Source organism: Candidatus Eisenbacteria bacterium (genome assembly GCA_016930695.1).
Taxonomy (GTDB): Bacteria; Orphanbacterota; Orphanbacteria; order Orphanbacterales; family Orphanbacteraceae; genus JAFGGD01.
Window position 1 is genome coordinate 18,157 of the sequence record JAFGGD010000008.1, and the last position, 21,875, is coordinate 40,031.

At 67.0% G+C, this 21,875-nt stretch carries 11 protein-coding genes; 8 read left to right on the top strand and 3 right to left on the bottom strand.

Features of this window, described 5'->3' with window-relative positions:
• The first annotated feature begins 58 nt into the window (after positions 1 to 58).
• A complete protein-coding gene (locus tag JW958_00915) occupies positions 59 to 499 on the top strand; it encodes a transcriptional repressor (protein ID MBN1824792.1) in 441 nt (146 codons plus the stop codon).
• A 54-nt stretch (positions 500 to 553) separates the two neighbouring features.
• Here the strand turns inward: JW958_00915 and JW958_00920 are convergent, their stop codons facing one another.
• A complete protein-coding gene (locus JW958_00920; protein ID MBN1824793.1) occupies positions 554 to 3,223 on the bottom strand; it encodes a VCBS repeat-containing protein in 2,670 nt (889 codons plus the stop codon).
• A 336-nt stretch (positions 3,224 to 3,559) separates the two neighbouring features.
• On the opposite strand from JW958_00920, the gene JW958_00925 reads away from it, so the two are divergent.
• The 3 genes from JW958_00925 (at position 3,560) to JW958_00935 (ending at position 9,147) form a co-directional block, all read left to right on the top strand.
• Entirely contained in the window at positions 3,560 to 5,491 is a 1,932-nt protein-coding gene (locus JW958_00925; protein MBN1824794.1) for a sulfatase-like hydrolase/transferase, read from the top strand.
• Between the two features lie 47 nt (positions 5,492 to 5,538).
• Positions 5,539 to 6,384: a GNAT family N-acetyltransferase gene (locus JW958_00930; GenBank protein MBN1824795.1), complete on the top strand. Its 846-nt coding sequence runs from the start codon at positions 5,539 to 5,541 to the stop codon at positions 6,382 to 6,384.
• Positions 6,385 to 6,612: 228 nt separating this feature from the next.
• The gene (locus JW958_00935) at positions 6,613 to 9,147 is read left to right on the top strand and encodes a SpoIIE family protein phosphatase (protein MBN1824796.1); all 2,535 of its coding nucleotides are present in this window, start codon (positions 6,613 to 6,615) and stop codon (positions 9,145 to 9,147) included.
• A gap of 70 nt (positions 9,148 to 9,217) precedes the next feature.
• On the opposite strand, the gene JW958_00940 is transcribed toward JW958_00935, so the two are convergent.
• A complete protein-coding gene (locus tag JW958_00940) occupies positions 9,218 to 11,701 on the bottom strand; it encodes an SBBP repeat-containing protein (protein ID MBN1824797.1) in 2,484 nt (827 codons plus the stop codon).
• A 190-nt stretch (positions 11,702 to 11,891) separates the two neighbouring features.
• Here JW958_00940 and JW958_00945 point away from each other — a divergent pair, with 190 nt between their 5' ends.
• Entirely contained in the window at positions 11,892 to 14,000 is a 2,109-nt protein-coding gene (locus tag JW958_00945) for a PD40 domain-containing protein (protein MBN1824798.1), read from the top strand.
• An 85-nt stretch (positions 14,001 to 14,085) separates the two neighbouring features.
• Here the strand turns inward: JW958_00945 and JW958_00950 are convergent, their stop codons facing one another.
• A complete protein-coding gene (locus JW958_00950) occupies positions 14,086 to 17,085 on the bottom strand; it encodes a CapA family protein (GenBank protein MBN1824799.1) in 3,000 nt (999 codons plus the stop codon).
• A 199-nt stretch (positions 17,086 to 17,284) separates the two neighbouring features.
• Here JW958_00950 and JW958_00955 point away from each other — a divergent pair, with 199 nt between their 5' ends.
• The 3 genes from JW958_00955 (at position 17,285) to JW958_00965 (ending at position 21,781) form a co-directional block, all read left to right on the top strand.
• Complete coding sequence (locus JW958_00955) at positions 17,285 to 18,598, top strand: amidohydrolase (GenBank protein MBN1824800.1); 1,314 nt, start codon at positions 17,285 to 17,287, stop codon at positions 18,596 to 18,598.
• An 89-nt stretch (positions 18,599 to 18,687) separates the two neighbouring features.
• Positions 18,688 to 20,334 carry a SpoIIE family protein phosphatase gene (locus JW958_00960; protein MBN1824801.1) on the top strand — a complete coding sequence of 549 codons (1,647 nt, stop codon included), beginning with the start codon at positions 18,688 to 18,690 and terminating at the stop codon, positions 20,332 to 20,334.
• 133 nt (positions 20,335 to 20,467) lie between these two features.
• Positions 20,468 to 21,781 carry a glycosyltransferase family 39 protein gene (locus tag JW958_00965; GenBank protein MBN1824802.1) on the top strand — a complete coding sequence of 438 codons (1,314 nt, stop codon included), beginning with the start codon at positions 20,468 to 20,470 and terminating at the stop codon, positions 21,779 to 21,781.
• Positions 21,782 to 21,875 lie beyond the last annotated feature (94 nt).

A 21,875-nucleotide genomic window follows, 5' to 3' on the forward strand; every position in this document is an offset into this window, starting at 1 on the left:
CGTCGGTGTACACTGGGGTCATTCACCGGCGGCCAAGCCGGGCGGAGGAAATAGGATCGTGGGATCGACCAGCGAAACGGTGCTCGCCCGGTTTCGTTCTTGTCTGAAAAGCCGGGGGCTGCATTTCAGCCAGGCCCGGGAGATCGTGGTGTGCGCGGTCTCCCGCATGGACCGTCATTTCGGCGCGGAGGAGCTGGCGGCCGAACTGGGAGGGGGACCGGATCGCGTTTCCCGAGGCACGGTCTACCGCACCCTGAATCTGCTGGAGTGGTTCGGGCTGATTCGCCGCGTGGGCGAGGTGGATGGTCCGAGACGATACGAGCGGGTCTCGGACTCCCCCCACGACCATCTCGTATGCGAGCGGTGCGGAAGGGTGATCGAATTCACCGAGCCGGCGTTGTCGAAAGCGATTCTACGGGTCTGCCGGGAGAGGCGGTTTCAATTACGCGCCTACAATCTGTCGGTGGTCGGGGTCTGCGAAAAGTGCGCACATAAATAAAAGAAGAGGTCTCGCGAAAAGGCGGCGACGGGACGGGGAGGCTCTCTTCGCCCTTCAACGGAGAAGAACGGCCTTTGCGGCGCCGACCGAGTGATCCGTTTCGACCCGAATCAAGTAGACTCCGGAGGCGACCGAACGGCCGTCGCCGTCCCTTCCGTTCCAGGGGAGCGTGTGTTCCCCTCCTTCCACCACGCCCTCGAAAAGAACCGAGACGAGCCTGCCGGAGGGCTCGTGCACCGTCGCGCGGACCGCGCTCCGCCGGGCCAGTTCGTAGCGTATGGCGGCGACCGGGTTGAAGGGGTTCGGCCGCACCCGGACGCGGAGCCGCGGGAGGGCCGGCGGCGGGCTTCCGCCCGGGAGCGCGGTGATTTCCAAGCGGTTCCGGATGATGTTGATCCGGCAATCCGGGTTCTTCACGTAGAATCCCGCGCCCGCCGCGATGATGTCCCGGCCGCCGATGCCGTCGAAGTCCCCGTCGACGAGATCGGAGACCCACTCCTCGGCGGCAAAGACGTATGGACCGTCGAAGGTGCCGTCCCCCGCATCGGCCCCGCCGTTTCCGGTCAGGATGGAGAGTGTGCCGGAGAGGGAATCCGCCGTGGCGAGGTCGAGGATCCCGTCTCCGTTCCAGTCCGCGGTGAGAATCTCGATCGGGGAGAGGCCGACGGCGTAACGGCCCGCGGTGCTGAAGGTGCCGTCGCCGACTCCCGCGGCGCCGTTTCCGAGGAGGACGACCACGCTGTCCGCGCCGGTTTCGGTCACCGCCAGGTCCGGGATTTCGTCGCCGTTCCAATCCGCGGTGATCACGTCGTGCGGGTTTTCGCCGACGGCGAAGGGGGTCGCCGCGGCGAAGGTGCCGTCTCCGATCCCGCCGGCGCCGTTGCCGAGGAGGACCGACACCGCGTTGTCGTAGAGCAGAGCGATCGCCACGTCCTCGATTTCGTCGCCGTTGAAGTCGCCGAGGGCGGCCCCCCGTGGGCCCCAACCGACCGCGTAAGCGACGGGGGCGGCGAAGGTGCCGTCTCCCACGCCGAGCAGAACGCTCATGGTCCCATTCAGCCTCCGAGTCAAGATCAGGTCGCGGACGCCGTTGTCGTCGAAGTCGCCCGTGACGAGCGCGGCGGGCTCGTTCCCGACGGACGTGAAGAGAGGGGAGCCGAAAGCGCCGCCGCCCGCGCCGAGAAGAATGGACAGGGTTCCGTCGCCGCGGTTCAGCGAGGCGAGATCGGGGATGGAGTCGCCGTTGAAATCCTCGGTGATCATGTCCGCCGGATCGGTTCCGGTGGAACAGGTTTGGGCGTGCGTGAAGCCATGGCCGGCCTCGTCGGCCGTGAACACGAAGATGGTTCCCTCCCGGAATTCATTCCGTCCGGCCGCGGCGAGGTCGGCATGGCCGTCTCCGTTCCAATCGCCGGTCACGACGGCGCGGCAACGATCCGGCACGATCAGGCATTCCACCGAGCGGAACGTCCCGTCTCCTTTCCCGGCGTAGAAGGTCGCGCCTTCGTCGTTGGGGGAGACGGCGACGACGTCGACAAAGCCGTCTTCGTCGAAGCGACCGGCCACCAAGGACCAGCAGGTTCCGCCGGCGAAGGAGGTCCGCGCGCTCGCGAAGGTCCCGTCACCGTAGCCGGTCAGGACGGAGAGGGTTCGGCCGTAATAGTCGCAGGTCACGAGGTCGTGAATGGAGTCGCCGTCGCAATCGGCGATGACCACCCGACGGGGCGCGTCGCCGACGGCGTAGTGCGTCGCGGCCGAGAAGGTGCCGTCTCCGACGCCCCCCGCGCCGTTGCCGAGCAGGACCGATACTCTGTCCACGTCCCAACAGGAGACGGCGAGGTCGGCGATCCCGTCTTCGTTGAAATCCTCGACGACCGCCGAGTGGGGGCCGCTCCCGACGGAATAGTCGACCCGCGGGTGAAAGGTGCCGTCTCCCACGCCGCCGCCGCCGTCGCCGATCAATACCGAAACGCTCGCGCCATGGGCGTTACAGGTGACGAGGTCGAGGATGCCGTCCTCGTTGAAGTCGTGCGCGAGAATCATCTGGGGAGTATGGTCCGTCGGGTAACCCACGGGACTTTCGAATCCGCCGTCCCAAACGCTGTCCGCGCCGGTTCCGATCAGTACCGAAACGCTGTCTCCGATGTCGGAGGCGATGCAGTCGTTCGCCACCGCCAGGTCGACGATGCCGTCCTCGTTGAAGTCCCCCACCGCCGCGGAGTAGGCGCCGTGCCCGGAGAAGAAGTGGCTCGGCGCGGAAAAGGTGCTGTCCCACACGCCTTCCGATCCCCCGCCGAGGAACAGGTCCACTCCGTTCAGGTAGCGGATTCCGACCACGAGGTCGAGGATGTCGTCACCGTTTAGGTCGGCCACCGTGCAGAGATAGGGCTGGTCGCTCGCCGATAACGTGAGAAGAAGCGTGAAGGTTCCATCGGGCGAGTCGCCGGAGCCGTTCCCCAGAAAAAGGACCAGGTTGTCGTCGATTCGATTCGAGACGACCAAGTCGATCAGTCCGTCGCCGTTGAAATCCGCCTGTTCCACGAAGTGCGGATAATCCCCCGTGGGGAAATAGCCCGGAGCTTCGAAGTCCGGTTCGGGTGAGAAAGCGAAGGCGAGGGAAGGGAGAAGAAAGAGGAGCAGGAGGGCGGGAGCGCACCGGTGCGCGGCTCGGGCGGGTGTACCCTTATTCAAGAGAAGCAGGCCAGGGATGGCGGGCGAAGTCACTGCCGGCACCTCCGGGTTTCGCCGATACCTTCCCGCGCCGGCCGGTCGAACCGTGAGGACGGTCCTTACGATAACAACGGTTCTCCCGCAAACGAACGGGAAGGGGGGACTTGCGCCGATCGTATTCTACGGAGCACATTCGACCATCTCATTATCTCACATCCCAATGATCGGGTCAAGGCCGAACATGTTGTGTAATAAGCTGTTATGTAATAGATTAGAGAAACGGGGCGCCCGCCGGTCCTCTCCGCGCGCCCGGGACGAACCGTGGGCCGGACCTCGTTGACCCCCGCGGAACGAGGGTGATAGGCTCCGTACAAACGCGGAAAGAACACCGTGAAAGAAATAACGACATCCGAACAAGCCGAACGCGCCGGCTCGATCGATTGGGCTTCCGGGCCGGCGGTCGGCGCTCTCATCGGGCTCGTCGAGTTCGCCTTCCACGCGATCCGGGGGGCGCCGCTCCTCTCCGCCGCTCTCCTCCCCGGCGTGACGCTTCTCTATGTCCTCTACTGGACGGCGGCGGGATTCGTCGTCGCGGCGGCGCTCGCCGTGCTCCGCCGGGTGGGCACCGGCTTTCCGCGGGACCGGCGAACCGGACCGGCGATTCTGCTCGCCGCGGCGGTCGCCTTCGGCGTTCTCGGCGCGCTCCTCGCCCACGTTTTCGTGGATATCCGCCGTCCCTGGACCACGCTCCTGAACCTCGCCGTGCTGGCGGCGATCCCCCCGCTGGCCGTTCTCTTTCGACGGTTCCTTCCGGTCGGGCTTTTCCGGCGGCCCGCCCGCCTTCCGCTCTTCGCCGCGGCCGTGGTTTTACTCACGCTGCCGCTCCGCTGGATGCCGGAGGAGCGTTCCTCCGGCGCCCCGCGGCCCGCGGAGGGCGGGAGGGCGCCGAACATCCTTCTCTTCGTTTTCGACACGCTCCGTTTCGATCACGTGGGAAGCTACGGCTACGATAGGGAGACCACGCCGCGCCTGGACCGGATCGCCGCGGAGGGAGCGGTGTTCGAGCGGGCTTACGCGCCCTCTTCCTGGACGCTCCCCTCCACCGCGTCGATCCTGACGTCTCGCTACCCGTCGGGACACGGCGTGACCCATCGGGCCGCCGCCCTCCCGGGAACGGTGACCACCCTCCCCGCCCTCCTGCGCGGGAAGGGGTACCGGACCGGGCTCTTTTCCGGTAATCCCTTCATCGAGCCTTCCTTCGGCTTCGGAAACGGGTTCGACATCGCCGTCGCACCGTCGAAACCGCTTTATTTGAAAATCTTCTATCTCCCCTATTATCTGAAGCGAACCGCCGGGCGACTGCCCGGGTGCGCGGACACGGACCGCTGGGTGACGCGCTACGAGTCGTTCTGGCGCCCCGGGATCACCGAGGAGATCGTGCCGGCGGACCTCCTTGCGAGCAGGCTTCTTCGCTGGATCGACGACGGTGGGGACCATCCCTTCTTCGCCCACGTTCAGTTCATGGAACCTCACGATCCCTACGTGGGAGAGGGGCGTTTCGGACCGGTGGGGATCTCCCTCGCCCCTCACGTGGGCATCGCCCCGGTCCATCCTTTCGACACCGCCCCCCGTCCGGGGGGGGACGGGGTCGCCGTCATGGTGGGGCGCTACGACGACGACATCCACCGCGCGGACCGCGCGCTCGGCGCGGTCATGGACGGGCTCGAGAAACGCGGTCTCGGGGAAGACACATGGATCGTGGTTACCTCCGACCACGGCGAGGAGTTCTGGGATCACGACGGCTGGGGGCACGGCAATTCTCTTTTCGAGGAGCTGGTCCGGGTTCCCCTGCTTTTCCGGGGGCGCGGGATCGCTCCGGGCCGATCGACCGCGATGGCGCGGCTGGTCGATTTGGCGCCCACATTGGCGGCGGCGGCCGGGGCCGAATCCCCTCCCGAGTTCGTAGGCGTGAGCCTGTTGCCCGTGCTCCTCGGCCTCGAGAGCGATACGGGCGTCCGGGAGAGCTTCGCCGAGGTCGCCCGCGGCCACGGGAGGACGCTCCGCTCGATCCTTCTCGAGGACGGCTCCAAGTTCGTCGAGGCGCGGGTCGGCGACAGGCGGAGCCGGATGCTCTTCGATCTTTTTGCCGATGGGGAGGAGCGAGCGAACTTGTTGGATGCCGATTCCCCGGCGGCGGATCCCTGGCTCCGGCTCTTAAACGACGCGGCGGAGCGGGCGGCTCGGGGAGGCGTGGAGGCGGAACGGGCTACGGTGGACGCCGTGACCGAGGAGAGGCTCCGCGCCCTCGGCTACGTGGATTGAGGGGCGGGCATTCGGGGGCAATTTCGGTGGTTGCCCGGGGAGGGACCATGCGCATCCGGACGATGACCGAAGAGGACCTCGATTTCGCCGCGGCCCGGACGACCGCCGAGGGGTGGCGGAACGAGACGAGGGAGGACTTCGAGAATTTCCTGGCCCACGACTCCGAGGGTTGCTTGATCGCCGAAGAGGAGGGCGGGCCGATCGGGATCGGCGTCGCCACCGCATACCGAGACTCGGGATTCATCGGCGAGTTGATCGTCCTTCCGGAGCGGCGCGGACGAGGCGTGGGCGCGAAGCTGCTGGGCGCGGCGCTCGAGCACCTCGAACGGCGCGGCGTCCGCAGCGTGCTTCTCGACGGCGTGCCCGGCGCGGTCCGGCTTTATGAACGAGCCGGTTTTCGGCCGGTTTGCCGTTCTCTCCGCTTCACCGGCCTGATCGAGGGGGAGACTCACGGCCGGGTCCGGCCGATGGAGGAGAAGGACTGGGATGCGGTCCGCGCCATGGACCGGGAGGCTTTCGGTGAAGACAGAAGCTTCTTTCTGCGGCGGCGGTTCGAGCGGGCGCCGGAGCTGTGCTTGGTTCTCGCTCCCAAAGAGGAGATTCTCGGTTTCGTGATCGGCCGGTACGGGGACGGGATCGTCTCCGCTTCCCCCTGGATCGCGCGGCCGGGATCCTATTGCCCCGCGGACCTGCTCCGTGCGTTGGCGCGCGAGGCGCCGGACACGCCGATCGAGTTGGGCGTTCTGGAGTCGAACGGCGTCGCCATCGGCGAACTGCGCGCCTCGGGCTTCGAGGAGAAACCGACCTCTTCGCTCCGCATGGTGCGCGGTCCCTCCGGCGATCTCGGCGCCGCCCCCGCCTGCTTTTCCATCGGCACGGCGGCGAAGGGCTGATCGGGATCGTGGAACACGCTACGGGAAACTCCGCGTTTCCTCTTCCGTATGGTCTCCGCCCCGAGCTCCGATCCGGGGGGCCGCTCCGGCCGATTTTTCCTCGCCCGGTGGTCTTGTAACTGTATGATTAAGCGTTAGTTGTGACGCGGTTTCCGCTCCGGCCTGTGCGATCCGGCACTCCTTCTTATATTCAGACTTACCGGCCGGCCGGTTTCCGGGAGGTGCTTGTTGTCCGATCGTCCGACTCGGAGTGTCCTGCTTCTGATCTCTCTCGCGGTGCTCCTCTATTCGGGGGCGTACCTGGCGCGGGAGTACACATTGGTTCACCGCTTGGTGACGGCGGTGGACATATGGAGCTGGCTCCGCCTCGGACCCGAGCCGCCCGCCGAGTTCCATGACGTGGACGAAGAGGACTTCGTCCGGCCCCCCATCCCGAAACGGGGAGACAGGCTCCTCTCCTTCAACGGCCTGCCGGCGACGAGTGAGAACTATTTTCTCGTCTTCAACCCCGAAACGCCTCCGGGCCGGGAAGTGACGATTCGCTTCGAGAGCGACGGCGAGGAGCGGACCACTCTGGTGCGGGCCCGTCCCATACCGCTGAGCCTGCGCGCGCAGATCGTCGGCCTCTTCGTGCTCCGCACGCTGATCACGGCGGCGCTGGTTCTCGTCGGTTTCTGGGCGCTCCTCCGGCGCCCCGATTCGCCGGGCGTGCGGATCCTCGCGTTTTTTTGCTATTCCATGGCGATCGGCATGCTTCTGAACCGGATCATCGGCGCCGAAGACTACGCGGCTTTCGCGATCCCCTACGGGAGAGTCCTTCTGCAGATCTTCACCGGTTTCGCATTCTTCGCCCCCGTCTTTTGGCTTCTTCTGCAGCTCGTTTTCCCGGCGCCGGAGCCGTTCTTCCACGCCCACCGGAGGGCGGTCACGGCGGTCCTCTTCCTCCCCGGCTTGGTGATCGGCGCTCTCTACCTCACCGGCGTGGTGCGCTTGCCGGTCCCCCTGGCCGTACACCGGAGCGTGTACCTCGCCGCGGGGAGCCTCCTTCTGGCGAGGCACTACTTCCGTGCCGACACCCTCCTCGCCCGCCGCCAAACCAAGCTGCTGATCATGGGGTCCGTTCCCGGACTGCTCCTCTATGGCGTCCTCCCCTGGGTCGCCCTTCTCGCCGGGGATTGGGCGCGGGGTTGGACGGTCACCGTGCGGCTCCTGACCGCCAACGCGAACTTCCTCCTCGTCCTGCTCATCCCGATCACGTTCGCCTATGCCTTCGGCCGCTATCGTCTGCTGGAGGTGGAAGGGAGGCTGAACCGGGGCGCGCGCCTCCTCGCGGTGAACACGGCGCTTCTCGTGGTGTTTTTCGGATTCCTTTATCTGTTCAGCGAAATCCTTCTCGATCGTCTCGGCGTGGTGAGCCGCGCCCCCACGCTGGTCGTCGCCCTCGGACTCGCCATCGGCTTCGCGCCCGCGCAGCGGCGGATCCGGCGTGAAATCGCGGACCGCCTCTATCCGGAGCGGAACCGCCTGCGCGCCTTGATACGCGATTTCCTTCGCTCACCCGATTCGAGCGCCGATCCGGATACCTTTTGGAGGGAGCTGACGCGCAAGCTCGCCGCCGGGATCGCCGCGCGGGAGGTGGCGCCTCTCCTGGAAGCGAACGGCGGCGACGCGCTGATTCTCGCGGGCGAGCCGACCCCCTTCCACCGTTCGGATCCGTCGGTGCGGGAGATCGGCGCTCTGGATCATCCCCTCTTCGTGGACGAACTGATCGAAAGCGGCCGTTTCGACCTGAACGAGGAGCAGAAACGATGGCTCGGCGAACGGCTCGGCGCCGTGCTCCTCCCGCTCAACGCGCCTTCCGGTCGGGTCGGGTTTCTCCTTCTCGGTCCGAAGCGGGACGGCGAGGACTACACGCCGGAGGAGCTCTCCCTTCTCGGCTCCCTGGCGGCGCAGATCGGCCTCGCCGCGGAAAACATCCGGCTCCTCGAGGAGAAGGTGGAGAAGAGGAAGCTGGAGGAGCAGCTCCAGCTCGCCCGGAACATCCAGGAAGGGCTCCTGCCGGGGCGGCTTCCGCCGACGCCGGGGCTTCATGTGGCGGCGAGCATCCGGTTCTGTCTCGATGTGGCGGGGGACTACTACGACGTCATTGAAATGGAGGACGGCCGCACCCTCCTGGCGATCGGCGACGTGGCCGGCAAGGGAGTGGGGGCGGCGCTTCTGATGGCGAGCCTGCAGGCGTCGCTGCGCACCGCCAGCGGCGTACAAACTCCGCTTCCGGATCTGATCCGCAAGGTCAACGCGCTCGTGTACCGGAACACGCCTCCGGAACTCTTCATCTCCCTCTTTACGGCGCTCTTCGATCCGCGTACGGGGAATTTCTCCTACGTGAACGCCGGCCATAACTACCCGCTCGTGGTCCGGAAGGATGGCGGCGTGGAAGGTCTCGTGAGGAGCGGCCTTCTTCTCGGCGTGGACCCGGAGACGGAGTACGAGGAGGGCTCGACGACGCTTGAGCCGGGGGACCGCGTGTTGATGTACACCGACGGAGTCAACGAGGCGATGGACGCGGGGGAGACCGAATTCGGCGATCTCCGGGTCGCCCGGATCGCTTCGGAGAGCGGGGGGCTTCCCCTTCGAGACGTTTTGGGGCGGCTCGAGACGGAGGTGTTCCGCCACACCGGGCGGACGGAGCTGGAAGACGATTTCACGCTTCTCGCCGCCGAGAGGATCGACGGAAACGGCGAGGGCGACGCCGCCTCTTGAATCGGAGGCGCGGCGGACGCGCCCGCCACGCCCGCCGAAGCCGCCGAAGAAATTTTATGCGTAATCCGAATCAGCGCAGCAGAATCATCTTGGCGCAGAGTATCTCGCCGCCGGCGCGGAGCCGGCAGAGATAGACGCCGCTCGGAAGCGGTTCGCCGTTTCGGCCGGCGCCGTCCCATGCGATCCGAACAGGTCCGGGATCGAAGGTCCCCTCGACGAGATGGGCCACGAAGCGCCCCGCGGAATCGAAGATGTCCGCCGCGACGCGCCCCGCCTTTTTCATTTCGAACGAAACGGTCGTGCTCGGATTGAAGGGGTTCGGCCGGATCGTGAGCGCCGCCCCGACCGGCGGGGGAGCGCCTTCCTCCACCGCCGTCCCCGCCTCGGAGAGCCCCGCGTCCAGCCGGACGAGGACCACGTCGTCGCCGAAGCCGCCGCTGTGATTCGCCGCCCAGGCGCCCGGCGCGCAGGGAAAGTTCGCGGAAGGGGTTTGGCCGACCACCACCGGGTTTTCGTCGCCGTCCAGAATCATCCGTCCCGAGCTTTCCTCGCCGCTTCCGCCGAGAAAGGTGGAAGCCCTGAGTTCGGTGAGATCCCCGTCCAACCGGGAGACGAAGAGATCGCCGCCGTAATCCTGCGAACCGCCGTTGTAACCCGGATCGTAGGCGCAGGGAGCGGTCGGGAAGTCGTAGGAGACGGTGCTCCCGGATACGAAGAGGTCCCCCTCGCTGTTTACCCGGACCGAGAGACCGATCTCGAGGCCTCCGCCTCCGAGGAAGGTGGATGCCTGCAGCGTCGAGAGATCCGGCGAAAGGCGGGAGAGAAAAACATCGTTCCGGTTGTTTCCCCCCCAGGTGTTGTAGGTCTCGTCGTAGGCGCCGGGCGTGGTGGGGAAGTCCGACGTGGAGGCCTCGCCGGTCTCTCCGGTGACGTAGACGCGGCCGGAGTCGTCCAGCGTGACGGCGTGGCCGAAATCGTTGGCGGACCCGCCGAGGAATGTGGAGGCGAGGAGAGTGGTCAGGTCCGAATCCATCCGAGCGACGAAGACGTCGCCGCCCGCTAAAACACCGCCGTTATAAGTCTCGTCGTAGACGCCGCCGGTCGTCGGGAAATCGCTCCCGCCCGTGGAGCCGGCGATCACCGGGTTGCCCTCTCCGTCGAGGGCCATGTACCCTCCTTGCTCCCAACCGGCGGAACCGAGATAAGTGGACGCCTCGAGCACGGTCAGGTCGGAGTCGAAACGGGTGATGAAGAGATCTCCACCCCAGGAGACGGGCCCCTGTCCGTTCCACGTGGAGTCGTAGCAACCGGGGGTGGTGGGGAGGTTGTCCGACTTGGTCCGCCCCGCCACGAAAACCCGGCCCTGATCGTCGACGAGAACCGTGTTCGCCGACTCGTACTGGCGCTTTCCGAAATAGGTGGAGGCGAGGAGCGTCGTGAGGTCCGGGTCGAACTTGGAGACGAACACGTCGCCGTTGGCCGCGTAGGTCGTGTCTCTCGCGCCGGGCGTTACCGGAAAATCGTTCGACATCGTGAAGCCGGCCACATACACGTTGCAGTCGCCGTCGAGGGCGAGACAGTCCCCCTGTCCCGTCCCTTCACTGCTCGATCCGCCGAGAAAGGTGGCGGCCAGAAGGGAGGTCATGTCGCCGCTCATTTTCACGATGAAGATATCCGTTCCCGGGCCCGAGATGGTGTCATAGGCGCCGGAGGTGAAGGGAAAGTCCATCGACTGGACCCGGGCGGCGACGTAGAGGTTTCCGGAAGCGTCCTCGGCGACGGCGTTGCAGGACCAGTCCCCCTCGTCGCTCGTCCCGCCGAGGAATGTGGAGGCGAGGAGCGGGTCGATCACCAGCTCCCGGCTCTCGTCGTAGGGACCGACGCGAAAGCCGTAGGAGAGATCCCCCTCCGCCGCCCGATAGGCGACAGCGACGCTCACGCGGACGCCGTCTTGCTCCTGGAAGGCGGCGGGCGCGGTGAAGAGTACGGGCCCGCGCGCGGTTTCGCAGACCAACCGTCCCCCCTCGTCGATCCACAGACGGTCCGCCCCCTCGACGCGCATGCGGATCCCCGCCGGATCGGCGCCCGGCGCGACGTGGAAGCGCTTTTCCACGTTGCCGCCGCCCGCGCGGAGGGTGATTCGCACGCCGTCGAAACGCTCGCCCATGTCGAGTTTTCGATAGGCGGGGGCGCCTCTTTCCCAGCGGCTCGGATCGGAGCCTCGGAATTCGCCGACGCGGAAGGAGACCGGTTCGTCCCCTTCGATTCGGGATATCCGCCCCCCTTCCGGTTTCTCTGTAAGAACCGCCCCTCCATCTCCCCGGCGGGAGCGGAGGTCGTATACGAGCGAACCGCCGTACGTTACGAAAAGTCCGCCGCCGAGGACGCGGGTGTAGAAGGCGACCTCCTCCGGCCGGGCGCCCCGGTTCTCGATGAACGGAACCGAAACGCCGGCAAGGAGTTCTGCGTTTTCGGCCGCCGCGGTGGACGCCGCAACCGCCAGGAGCGCCGTGGCGCCCCGGGAGGCGATGGAGCGGAAAACGTTTGGTAACATCGGGTTTCCTCCTTATTCTCCGAGGTGAGCGGAGAGACCGTCGCACGGCCCCTCTGTTTGACGAATCCAGGATAGCGGGTAGAATCGGATCGAGCCTGAGGGGAGCCTCCGGATCGGCTCCGTTTCCCATCCGGATTCCCTGCAGGAACGGGAACGCGATACAGGCGATCCGAAACCGAAGGAGACTTCCATGGCGGAAGCCCCGGCGCCCGAGTACGACCGTCCCCGCCCGTTCGATCTCGCGGGTTGGTCGGTTCAACCGCAGCTGAACCGGATCAGCCGGGGGGGAAACACCCACCAGGTCGAGCCGCGGATCATGCAGGTTCTGGTGATTCTGGCGGGGCGCGCCGGGGAGATCGTCACGAGGGACGAGCTGCTGGACGCGGTGTGGGGGGAGACGATCGTCTGCGAGGACGCCCTCACCCGGGCGGTCTCGGACCTGCGCGGTCTCCTCGGCGACGATCCCCGCTCCCCGAAAATGATCGAGACGATCCGGAAGCGGGGATACAGGCTGATCGCGCCGGTTCGCTTCGCAGAAGCCGGCGCCGGGCGTTCCGCCCTCCGCCCGGGCCGCTCTCGTTCCTTCACGCTTCGCCTATTGATCCCGGCGGGGGCGCTGGTCGCCGTCTTTATCGCCGCCCTTCTCTGGCTCCGCCGCCCCTCCGAGGGACCCGCGACGGCGCCCACCCTTTCCGGCATGCCATTCACCAGCTTCCGAGGGGATGAAATCCATCCCGCCCTTTCACCGGACGGAAACCTGGTCGCCTTTGCCTGGACGGGCGAGGAGGAGGCGGGCGATTTCGATATCTACGTGAAACAGGCGAACACCGAAACGCCGCTCCGACTGACCGATCACCCCTCCCAAGAGTACTTCCCGGTCTGGTCTCCCGACGGGAGCGCCGTCGCTTTCTACCGCTCCGGCGACAGGGGGGGAATCTATACGGTCCCCGCCATCGGCGGACCGGCCAGACGGGTGGCGTCCGTGCGCGGGATCCGCGGTTTCGATTGGTCGCCGGACGGCACGCAATTCGCTTTATCCGTAAAAGACTCCCTTGCCGACATCTACCGGATACGTCTTTATTCGTTGGAGAACGCCGGGGAGCGTTGGATCACCTCCCCCTCTCCGGGCCAGGGGGGGGATCGGGATCCCCGTTTCTCGCCGGACGGTCGATCCCTCTCCTTCGTACGGTCCGACGCGGCGCTCCGGGACGATCTTTGGCTCGTTCCGTCGGACGGCGGCGACGAACGGCCGATCACCCGGTCGCAGCACCGGATCGCCGGCCAGGATTGGAGGGCCGACGGACGCCGGATCGTCTTCGCCGCCGCCCCGACGACCGAATACAACCTGTGGAGCCTCTCCGTCTCCGACGGCCGGCTCACCTGGCTGCCGACCCGGGGCGGTTCGCCGCTCCGTCCCTCTCTCGCCTCGCGCGGGCGCGGCCTGGTCTTCGAAGAACTCGCCATGGACCTGAATGTTTGGCGCCTCGATCTCGCGGGCGGCGGGGACGAGGAGAACGGCCCGCTCATCGCCTCCACTCGAGAAGACTGCTGCGCCCGCTTCTCACCGGACGGGGAGCGGCTTCTCTTTCTTTCCAGCCGGTCGGGGAACCGGGAGATCTGGGTCTGCCGGCGCGACGGGTCGGACCCGCGGCAGATCACCCATTTCGAGGGGACTTGGATTTCAGGCGCGGATTGGTCCCCCGAGGGGGGGCGGATCGGGTTCACCGCCTTTCCCGAGGGATATTCGGCGGTTTACCTGGTCGATCCGGAGGGGGGAGCGCCTCGGCGTCTCACCGAAGGGAGGCGGCATGAAGAGTTTTGCCGCTGGTCCGCCGACGGTCGTTGGCTCTATTTTTACACGCACCGGGACGATAGCTGGGAGATCAAGCATGTCGCCGCCAAGAACGGCCGGGTGGAGCCGGTGCTCGTTCCCGGCTGCCGTGTGCTTCATGCCTCCACCGATGGCGAATGCTTCTATTATTACCGGCCGCCGGAGAACGGAATCTGGCGGCATTCCCTCGCGGGGGACGGTCCGGACGAGTGCGTTGTGCCGGCGGATCGCACCGCCTCCTGGAGCGGCGAGCGCGTCGCCGACCGGGGGGTTTACGCCACCCTTCGTGAGGGGGAACGGACCCTCCTCGTCTTCCTCGATTTCGCCTCCGGCGAGACGGACACCCTCGTCTCGTTCGCCGAGCCCGCGGGATCCGGCCTGGACGTCTCCCCGGACGGGCGCGAAGCGCTCGTCGACCGTGTGGAGCGCTCCGCGCGCGATCTCATCCTCGTTCCCGATTTCTTCTGATTCCTTGGAAATGTGGAACCGGTGAAAAGAAAACGGCCGCCCCCGTCGAGAGAGCGGCCGGCTCGAGACGCGTCGCCGCGGTGCGTCAGCGGAGGAGAACCATTTTACGGGTGAAGATTCCGCCCGCCGTCTCCATCCGGGCGAGATAGACGCCGCTCGGCGCCGGCCGGCCCCGGTCGTCCCTCCCGTCCCAAACGAAACGGCTCGTCTCGCCACCGGTGAGCGCGCCGTCGAAGAGGAGCGCCGTCCTCCTCCCGCGAATGTCGTAAACGGCGAGGGACGCGCGCGCCGTTCCTCGTCCCGGAGGGACGCACTCGATGATCGTGCGCGGGTTGAAGGGGTTGGGCGCGTTGCGGAGAAACGGCGCCGCCGGCGGCGGGGGCGTTCCGGCGGCGGTTTCCGTGGAGACGGCGTCGTAGGCCGTCTCGGCGTAGCGCACGCGCGCCGAGTCGATTCCGGAGGATGAGGTTCGCACCTGAAGAAATCGATGGTTGTTCGGCGACGGGACCGCCGCGCCGCCTTCCGCCGGCGTCCAAGGCTCCCACTCGATGAAGCGGATGTCGTCGAACCAGGCGAGGCCGACGCCGGAGGAGGGCGGGTCTTGGCCGCAGCGGACCTCGAAGTAGTCCGCCCCCGCCGGCGTCTCCAGATTCCGCCACTGGCGGGTCCAATCGCAGTCGCCGTCGAAGGGGTCCGCGAGCTGGGTGCTGCTCATATAGGAAGAGGAATAGCGGTCGGCGTAGAAGCGGGCCAAAACGCGCGGATCGCCGGCGTTCTCGGCGCGCACGAGACCGGAAGAGCTGTGTTCCTTTTCCGGATCGCAGGGGAGATGCCTCTCCAGATCCGTTCCGGTCTGGCCGCCGCTGGAGGAGGTGCGCCTGAGGGCGAGGCAGCGCTTGCCCGAGTGGAAGAGAGAGTCCGTGATCCACTCGTCGGAGGTGTTCACCTCCCAGAGGGTGGCCCCCTCCTCCTCGAAGCCGCCGTGCCAGAGGATCTCCCGTCCCCAACGGACATCCCAACCGGTCGGCGATGGGGTCTCGATGGCGACCACCTCCGAGAGATTTCCCCGCCCCTCGATTTCCAGAGGGGGCGAGAGGAACCAGCCGTCTTCCTCGACGAGGGTGTCCGAGACGGTCGCCTCGCTCACCGTCGAGTCGATTGCGGAGCGCGAGAGGTGGATCCGGGCCCGGCAGGCCTCCGGGTCGACGGCGACGAGCGCCCCCATCGGCCGGCTGTAATCCGCCATCCGGTCCAGGATCTCGCGGCCGAGGCGGCCGGTCGCCGGATGCGGAATGGTGTCGTCGATCCAGGCGGGGACGAACGTGTAGCCGATGATCCCCGTGTCGTCGATCTCCAGGGTGAGCACGATGGTGGGCATCGTCTCCGGATAATAAAGATCAAAAATAAAATTGCCGAGGCTGTGAGCGATCAGGCGCCCGTCGTAGGACTCGAATCCCTGCAGGACGTGGGGGTGGTGGTTGATCACCACGTCGGCGCCGAGGTCGATCGCCATGCGGCGGAGCGCGCGCTCGCCGAGGGTCGGCTCGACGCGGAAGCGGAAATCCGGGTCATCTGCGGCGATCTCCGACGCCTCGATCCGCGGAGGTCCGCCCCTCTCCGGCGGCGCGGTCTGGTACTCGTCGCCGCTGTGGAGTTGGATCACCACCACGTCCGCCAGGTCCCGGGCGTATGGAATCGCCTGTTCCAGGTTGTGCGGGACGAGGTAGGCGAAACCGGGCTTGCAGGCGCCGGCGTCGAGGAAAGGCTGGTAGTTCCATTTTCTTCCGCAGCGATTGCACTGGCCGAGGAAGGCGACCCGTATCCCGCGCATGGAACGGAAGACCGGCCGGAGCGCGTAGGTTTCGTTCGCGCCGGCGCCGGAGTAGGCGATCCCCATCGCGTCCAAGGAATCGATGGTTTGCGCCATCCCCTCACCGCCGTAGTCGACGATGTGGTTGTTGGCGAGGGTGACCAGATCCACGCCCGCATAGCGGATGCCGTGGATGTTCTCAGGCCGGCTGCGGAAGACCACCGACTTGGTCGGGTGCGGTGTCCCCCGGTCGGTGTAGGAACACTCCAGGTTGCAGACGTTCAGGTCCGCAGCGTTTCCGAAGATACCGAGCGTAGGCTCGAAGAGCGCTTCGATTCCTTGCGTTTCGATGATCCCGCCCGCGTATTCGTAGGCCCGGCCGGTGAAGATGTCGCCGACGAAGTTGATCGTGAAGGGGAGGTCCCCCTCGCCCGGCTCGACCGCCACGCGGCAGGTGTCGTGTCCGGCGAGACGGTCCGGATCATAGACGGTGAGGCCCACGGTATAGGCGTAGTCCGCCTCGATCAGGAACTCGTGATAGGGATCGGTCTCCCCGCTCCCGCCGCCGTCGCCGAAATCCCAACAGTAGAAAAGCGTGTCCGAATCGGGATCGACGACGGCGCAGTGGAACTGCACGCCCACGCGAAACCGCTTTTCATCTAGTTGCTTGCAGCTTTTCACGTCGCGCAGAATCGTGACGCTCGGCGCCACGGGCAGGTCGTCGGTCACGTCGGCGATCTCGTCGAAGACGATCTCGCCTCCGCTTCCCCCGTCGTCGTCGTTGATGTAAAAAAGACGGTCGATCGCGGGGAGATAACCGTAGGTCGCCATCCAGTCCCGGCCGATGGGGAGGAGGTAGGCGGTCCATTCGCCGACGGGGAAGGCGCCCTGATATACGGTCCACCACTCGTTTCCCTGGGGGAGGTCCGCGCCGGCGAAAGTGTATAGAAGTTCGTTCGTCCCGTCGCCGACGCCGAAGGCCTGCATGTCGCCGGTCCTTTCGACCAGCGTCGCCACGCGCCAGACCGTCCCCGAGTCGACGGCGGCGGAGTCGATCGACTCCGTCTTCCACGTGTTTCCGTGAAGGCGGAGCGCCCATGCGCTTCCGCCCCAGGTCTCCTCGCCGGTCAGCTCCCAGGCGTCCGGCTGAACGTCCTGGCCCGGATAACCGGCGAGAATCACCGTCCCCGACTCGAAGTCCTCGATCGACGTGCCGCGCGCGGGGGGCGCGGCGCCGGGACGAGCGGCGACAAGGACCGCACAGCATGCGATCAACGCGGGAAGAATCGCAGAGGGAAAGAGATCGCGGAATCGTGGCACGGCTCGTTCGCTCCGGGGGGGAGGCGGGTCGCGGTCTTCGTCACGGGAGCGATCTCATTATAACACGAACGCCGTCCCTTGGGCGCCCGGCGTGCATGGTATAGGATGGGAGCAAGTCGCCCGGAGGATTCCCCGCCGGGAAGAGGAGAACGTCATGCGGCGCATCGTCCCCATCCCTCGTCTCGTTCCCCTGCTCCTCATCCTCCTGGCGCCCGTTCCGGCCGCCGCGGGGGAGGAGATCCTCCCCGATTTCGCTCGGCTCGCCGCGGCGGAGGAGGCGCGGGCGATCGAGGACCGGCAATGGTTCCACGCACGGCCCGAACTGGCGGGACGGGAGTGGGAGACCCGGGCGGGTGTGAGGGAGAGACTGTCGGCGATCCCCGGCGTGGAGCTTGTGGAGGGGGATTGGGGGACCGGCGTGGTCGCGATCCTGCGCGGCCTTTCCGCGAAGCCGCTGGTGGCGTGGCGGTCGGACATGGACGCCCTGCCGATCACGGAGACCACGGGGCTCCCCTTCGCGTCGACGCGAACCGACACCCTGCGCGGGAAGGAGACCGGGCTCAGTCACGCCTGCGGGCACGACCTGCACATGAGCATCACCCTCGGCGCCGCGCGGGTGTTGTCGGCGGCGCGAGACCGGATGCCCGGTTCGATCCTGTTCCTGTTCCAGCCGGCGGAGGAGACCGGGGACGGCGCGGCGGCGATGCTGGACGCGGGCGTCTTCGACGGCGAAAGGAAGCCGGCCTGCGTGTTCGCCCTGCACGATCACCCCACCCTGCGGACCGGGCGGATCGGCTCCTGTCCCGGCTGGGCGACGGCGAACGTGGACGTGTTCCGTTTGGTCGTAAAGGGTTCGGGCGGTCACGGCGCCTATCCGCATCGGGCCGTCGATCCGGTCCTGCTCGCCTCGCGAATGGTGACCGCCTTCCCCTCCATCATCGCCCGCGAGATCGACGTCAACCATCACGCCGTGATCTCCGTCGGGTCCATCGAGGGGGGGAACAAGAGCAGCGTGATCCCCGGCGAGGTGACGTTGACCGCCACCGTGCGGAGCCACGACGAAGAGACGCGGCTGGCGCTACGGGACAAAGTGGAGCGGACGGTGCGCGGACTCGCCGCGTCGGCGGGGGCGCCGGAGCCGGAGCTGGAGTACTTCTTCGGGACGCCGGCGGGGTACAACGACCCGAAACTCGTTGAGCGCGCCCGGGAGGTCTTTCGCCGCGTCGTCGGTCCGGAGAATGAAACGCTCTACCCGCCGGGCATGGGCGGCGAGGACTTCTCCCGTTTCGGCCGCGTCGTTCCCGGTTTCCAGTTTCGTCTCGGCGTCTCGCCGGAGGGTGGGGACGCGGGACCGCTCCACAGCTCCGGCTTCGACCCGGACGAGCGCGCCATCGCCATCGGCGTCCGGGTGGTCGCGGAGCTTCTCTGGGACCGGCTCATCGTCGAGAGCGAGTCCGGCGGCCTCTGATTCCATCCGCCCGGTCCGATCCGGCCATGCGATCCTTTCTTTCCCCGCGGCGGCGGGGCTGCTAGAATCGATTCGGACGGGAGGCTTCCATGACGGATGATCGTTTGATGCTCGTGATCCGGAGCGCCGGAACGGGGCCGAACCGCGTCCGCATCGAGCCGGGCCGGGCCTATACGGTGGGGCGCACGCCGGAGAACGAGATCGTTCTCGCCCATCCGGCGGTGTCGCGCCGCCATGCCCGTATCGAATGCGATGAGACGGGCTGCGTCGTCGAGGACCTGGGGAGCACCAACGGGACGCGGAAAGAGGACCGGGTACTCGCCGGCAGGGAGGCGCTCGTCCCGGGAGAGCGGCTCGAGATCGGCCCCTTCTCGGTCCTCCTGGAATGGGAGGAGACCAGCGGCGGCGTGCGCGTCGCCGATCTCGACTCGTCCACGACCATGGGGAGCATGCCGGTCGCGTCCATCATCGGATCGGGAGAGAAGACCGAACGGTCGGCGGCGGGCGCGGTGAGGCTCCTCGAGCGCCTCGACCGCGTGGGGGACGCGCTTCTGGCGGTCCACCCGATGGAGGACCTGCTCGAAAAGGTCGTCGATCTGGCCCGTGAGCTGACCCGGGCCGAGAGAGTGGCGCTCCTCCTGATCGACGAGGAGGGGACGCTCGTCCCGCGCGCCTTCGACCAGGCCGGGCCGGGGGGAGACGAGGAGATTCTCGTCAGCCGCTCCATCGCTCTCTCGTCGATGGAGAGGCGCGAAGCGGTGCGAATCACCGACGCGCAGAGCGACTCCCGTTTCCGCGCCATGGAGAGCGTGGCGAACCTCCGCATACACTCCGCCATGTGCGCGCCCCTCTGGAACGGGAGCGAGGTGACCGGCATCCTCTACGCCGACGACCGCAACGCCTCCACGATTTTCAGCGACGAGGACCTGCAGCTGCTCACGCTGATCGGCCACCTCGCGGCGGTCAAGATCCGCGAGACGCTGGCCCACGAGGAGCTGGAGAGGAAGAGGCTGCTCGAGGAGGAACTGAAGGTCGCCCACTCGATCCAGCAGAAGCTCCTCCCCGAGGGAGTCTTCGAGCGCGGCGAGTACCGGGTCGCCGGGAGGAACGTCCCTTCCCTGCAGGTGGGGGGGGATTACTTCGATTATTTCGATGACGACAGAGGCCGCCTTTGGGTATGCATCGGCGACGTCTCCGGAAAGGGGATACCGGCGGCGCTTCTGATGTCCAGCGCCCAGGCGGGGTTCCGGGCGCAGGTGGAGGCGGGCCTTCCGCTGGAGGAAGTCGTGCCGCGCCTGAACCGGACGATCCATCGCGACACCGGCGGCGAGCGTTTCATCACCCTCGTCCTTCTCAGCCTCGACCCGGAAACCCACGAAATCCGCTACGTGAACGCCGGCCACAATCCGCCGGTTCTGCTCCGCGCGTCGGGGGAGCACGAGCTTCTCGAAGCGGGGGGCGTTTTCCTCGGTGCGTTCCCGGACCTCTCCTTCGAAACCGGCGAGGCGCGCCTCGAGCCGGGCGACGCCCTCTTCCTCTACAGCGACGGCGTGACCGAGGCGTGGGGCGAGAACGAAGAGGAGTTCGGCGAGGATCGGATGATGGCGCTCCTCCGCGAGGGGAAGATGGATGATCCCTGTTGTTTCGTGGAGCGCGTCATCGCCGCCGTGCGCGCTTTTTCCAGCGGTCGCGCCCTCTCGGACGACGTGACGGCGGTCCTCCTCTGTCGCTCCTGATCGGTTCCATGGTGGGAAAGCGAAAGGACTCCGCCGGCGATCCGGTTCGTTCCCTCCGCTTGCATCACCGCGCCGGGCGGCTTATGCTCGGGCGTCGAGAAGGTCCCCACGCCCCGAAAGGGATCGAGGTCCCATGGCGCGAATGAACGAACAGGGCGGCGTCCTCGCCGCGCTCCGGGAGGACCGGGCGCTTCGCGCGGTTCTGCTGCTCTGCCTGACCCTCCGCCTTCTCTACTCCTTTGCGGTCTTCCCAATAATCGGTGAACGGTTGATGTGGAAAGGGGTGGACGACAAGTACGACGAGATCGCCCGCAACCTTCTCCAAGGCGAGGGATACGTCATCCGCGCGGGGGATGCGCCGAACCTGATCACGCCGCCGGGGTACGTGTATTTTCTCGCGCTCCTCTACCGGCTCACCGGAGCGGAGGTGAACGAGGGGGTCCGGGTGCGGATCCTGCAGCCGCTCCTCGACACCGCCACCTGTTTTCTCGTCTTCCTGCTCGGCGCGCTCGTCTTCCGGAGGCGCGGCCTGGCGATTCTCGCGGCGCTCGGCTGGGCGCTCTATCCGCAGGCGATCGTCTACACCGCGCGGGTGGCGCCGGAGTCGCTTTTCATCCTTCTTCTCACCGGGATGATGTATACCCTTGCCCGCTACCGCGCCGCGGGGCGGACCGCCGATCTCGTGCTCTGCGGCCTCCTCTGGGCGGCGGCGGCGCTGGTCAAGGAGAAGGTGATCCTGCTTCCCCCTCTGCTGATCCTTCTCGCCCTTCCGGGAATGGGCGCCGGTCTCCGGCGGCGGGGGGCGCGGACCCTCCTCCTCCTCCTCGCGATGGCGGCGCCGCTCACCCCCTGGCTCGCCCGGCAGTACGCGGTCACCGGGATGATCGTGCCGATCACCATGCGTTCCGGAAGGGCGCTGAACCAGGGGATGAACGAGAGTTTCGCCGGGGCGGACCGGTGGGTGGAGGAGCTGCCGGATCGGTTGAAGGAGAATGAGCGCCGGGAGCGGGAGCGGGCGGAGGCGGCGCTCGGCGAGGAGGAGCGGCTGGAACGCGCCCGCGCCGGCGCGCGGGACGAGCGTGGGCTGATCGGCAAAGCCCTCGCCCGGATCGCCGGCGATCCCGGCGCCTTCGCCCGCGCCTTTCTGGTGAAATCCGCCGCGTTCTGGTACTACGGGCAGCCCCGGGTGATCTGGGGGAACGTGGCGATCCAGATCCCCCTGCTGTTGCTGGCGATCGGCGGCTACGTCCGGGGGTGGCGGCGGTACGATTTGAAGCCTTTTCTGGCCGTTACGGTTTATTTCGTGGTCGTTCATGCATTGACGATCGTGAGGATGCGTTACTCCCTCCCGATCATGCCGGAGACGATGCTCGTGGCCGTCTCGCTCGTCCTGTCGCTCCGGGGCGGCCGGGAAGGGCCGGAGGCGACGGCGCCGCGGCGGGGGTGACGTCCGGAGCGGAGGGGCCGTGCGAGAAGAAGCGGTGAAGAAGACTTGGATCGCCGCTTGGATGGTTTTCGTCCTGGCCTGGTACCTCGTCTAT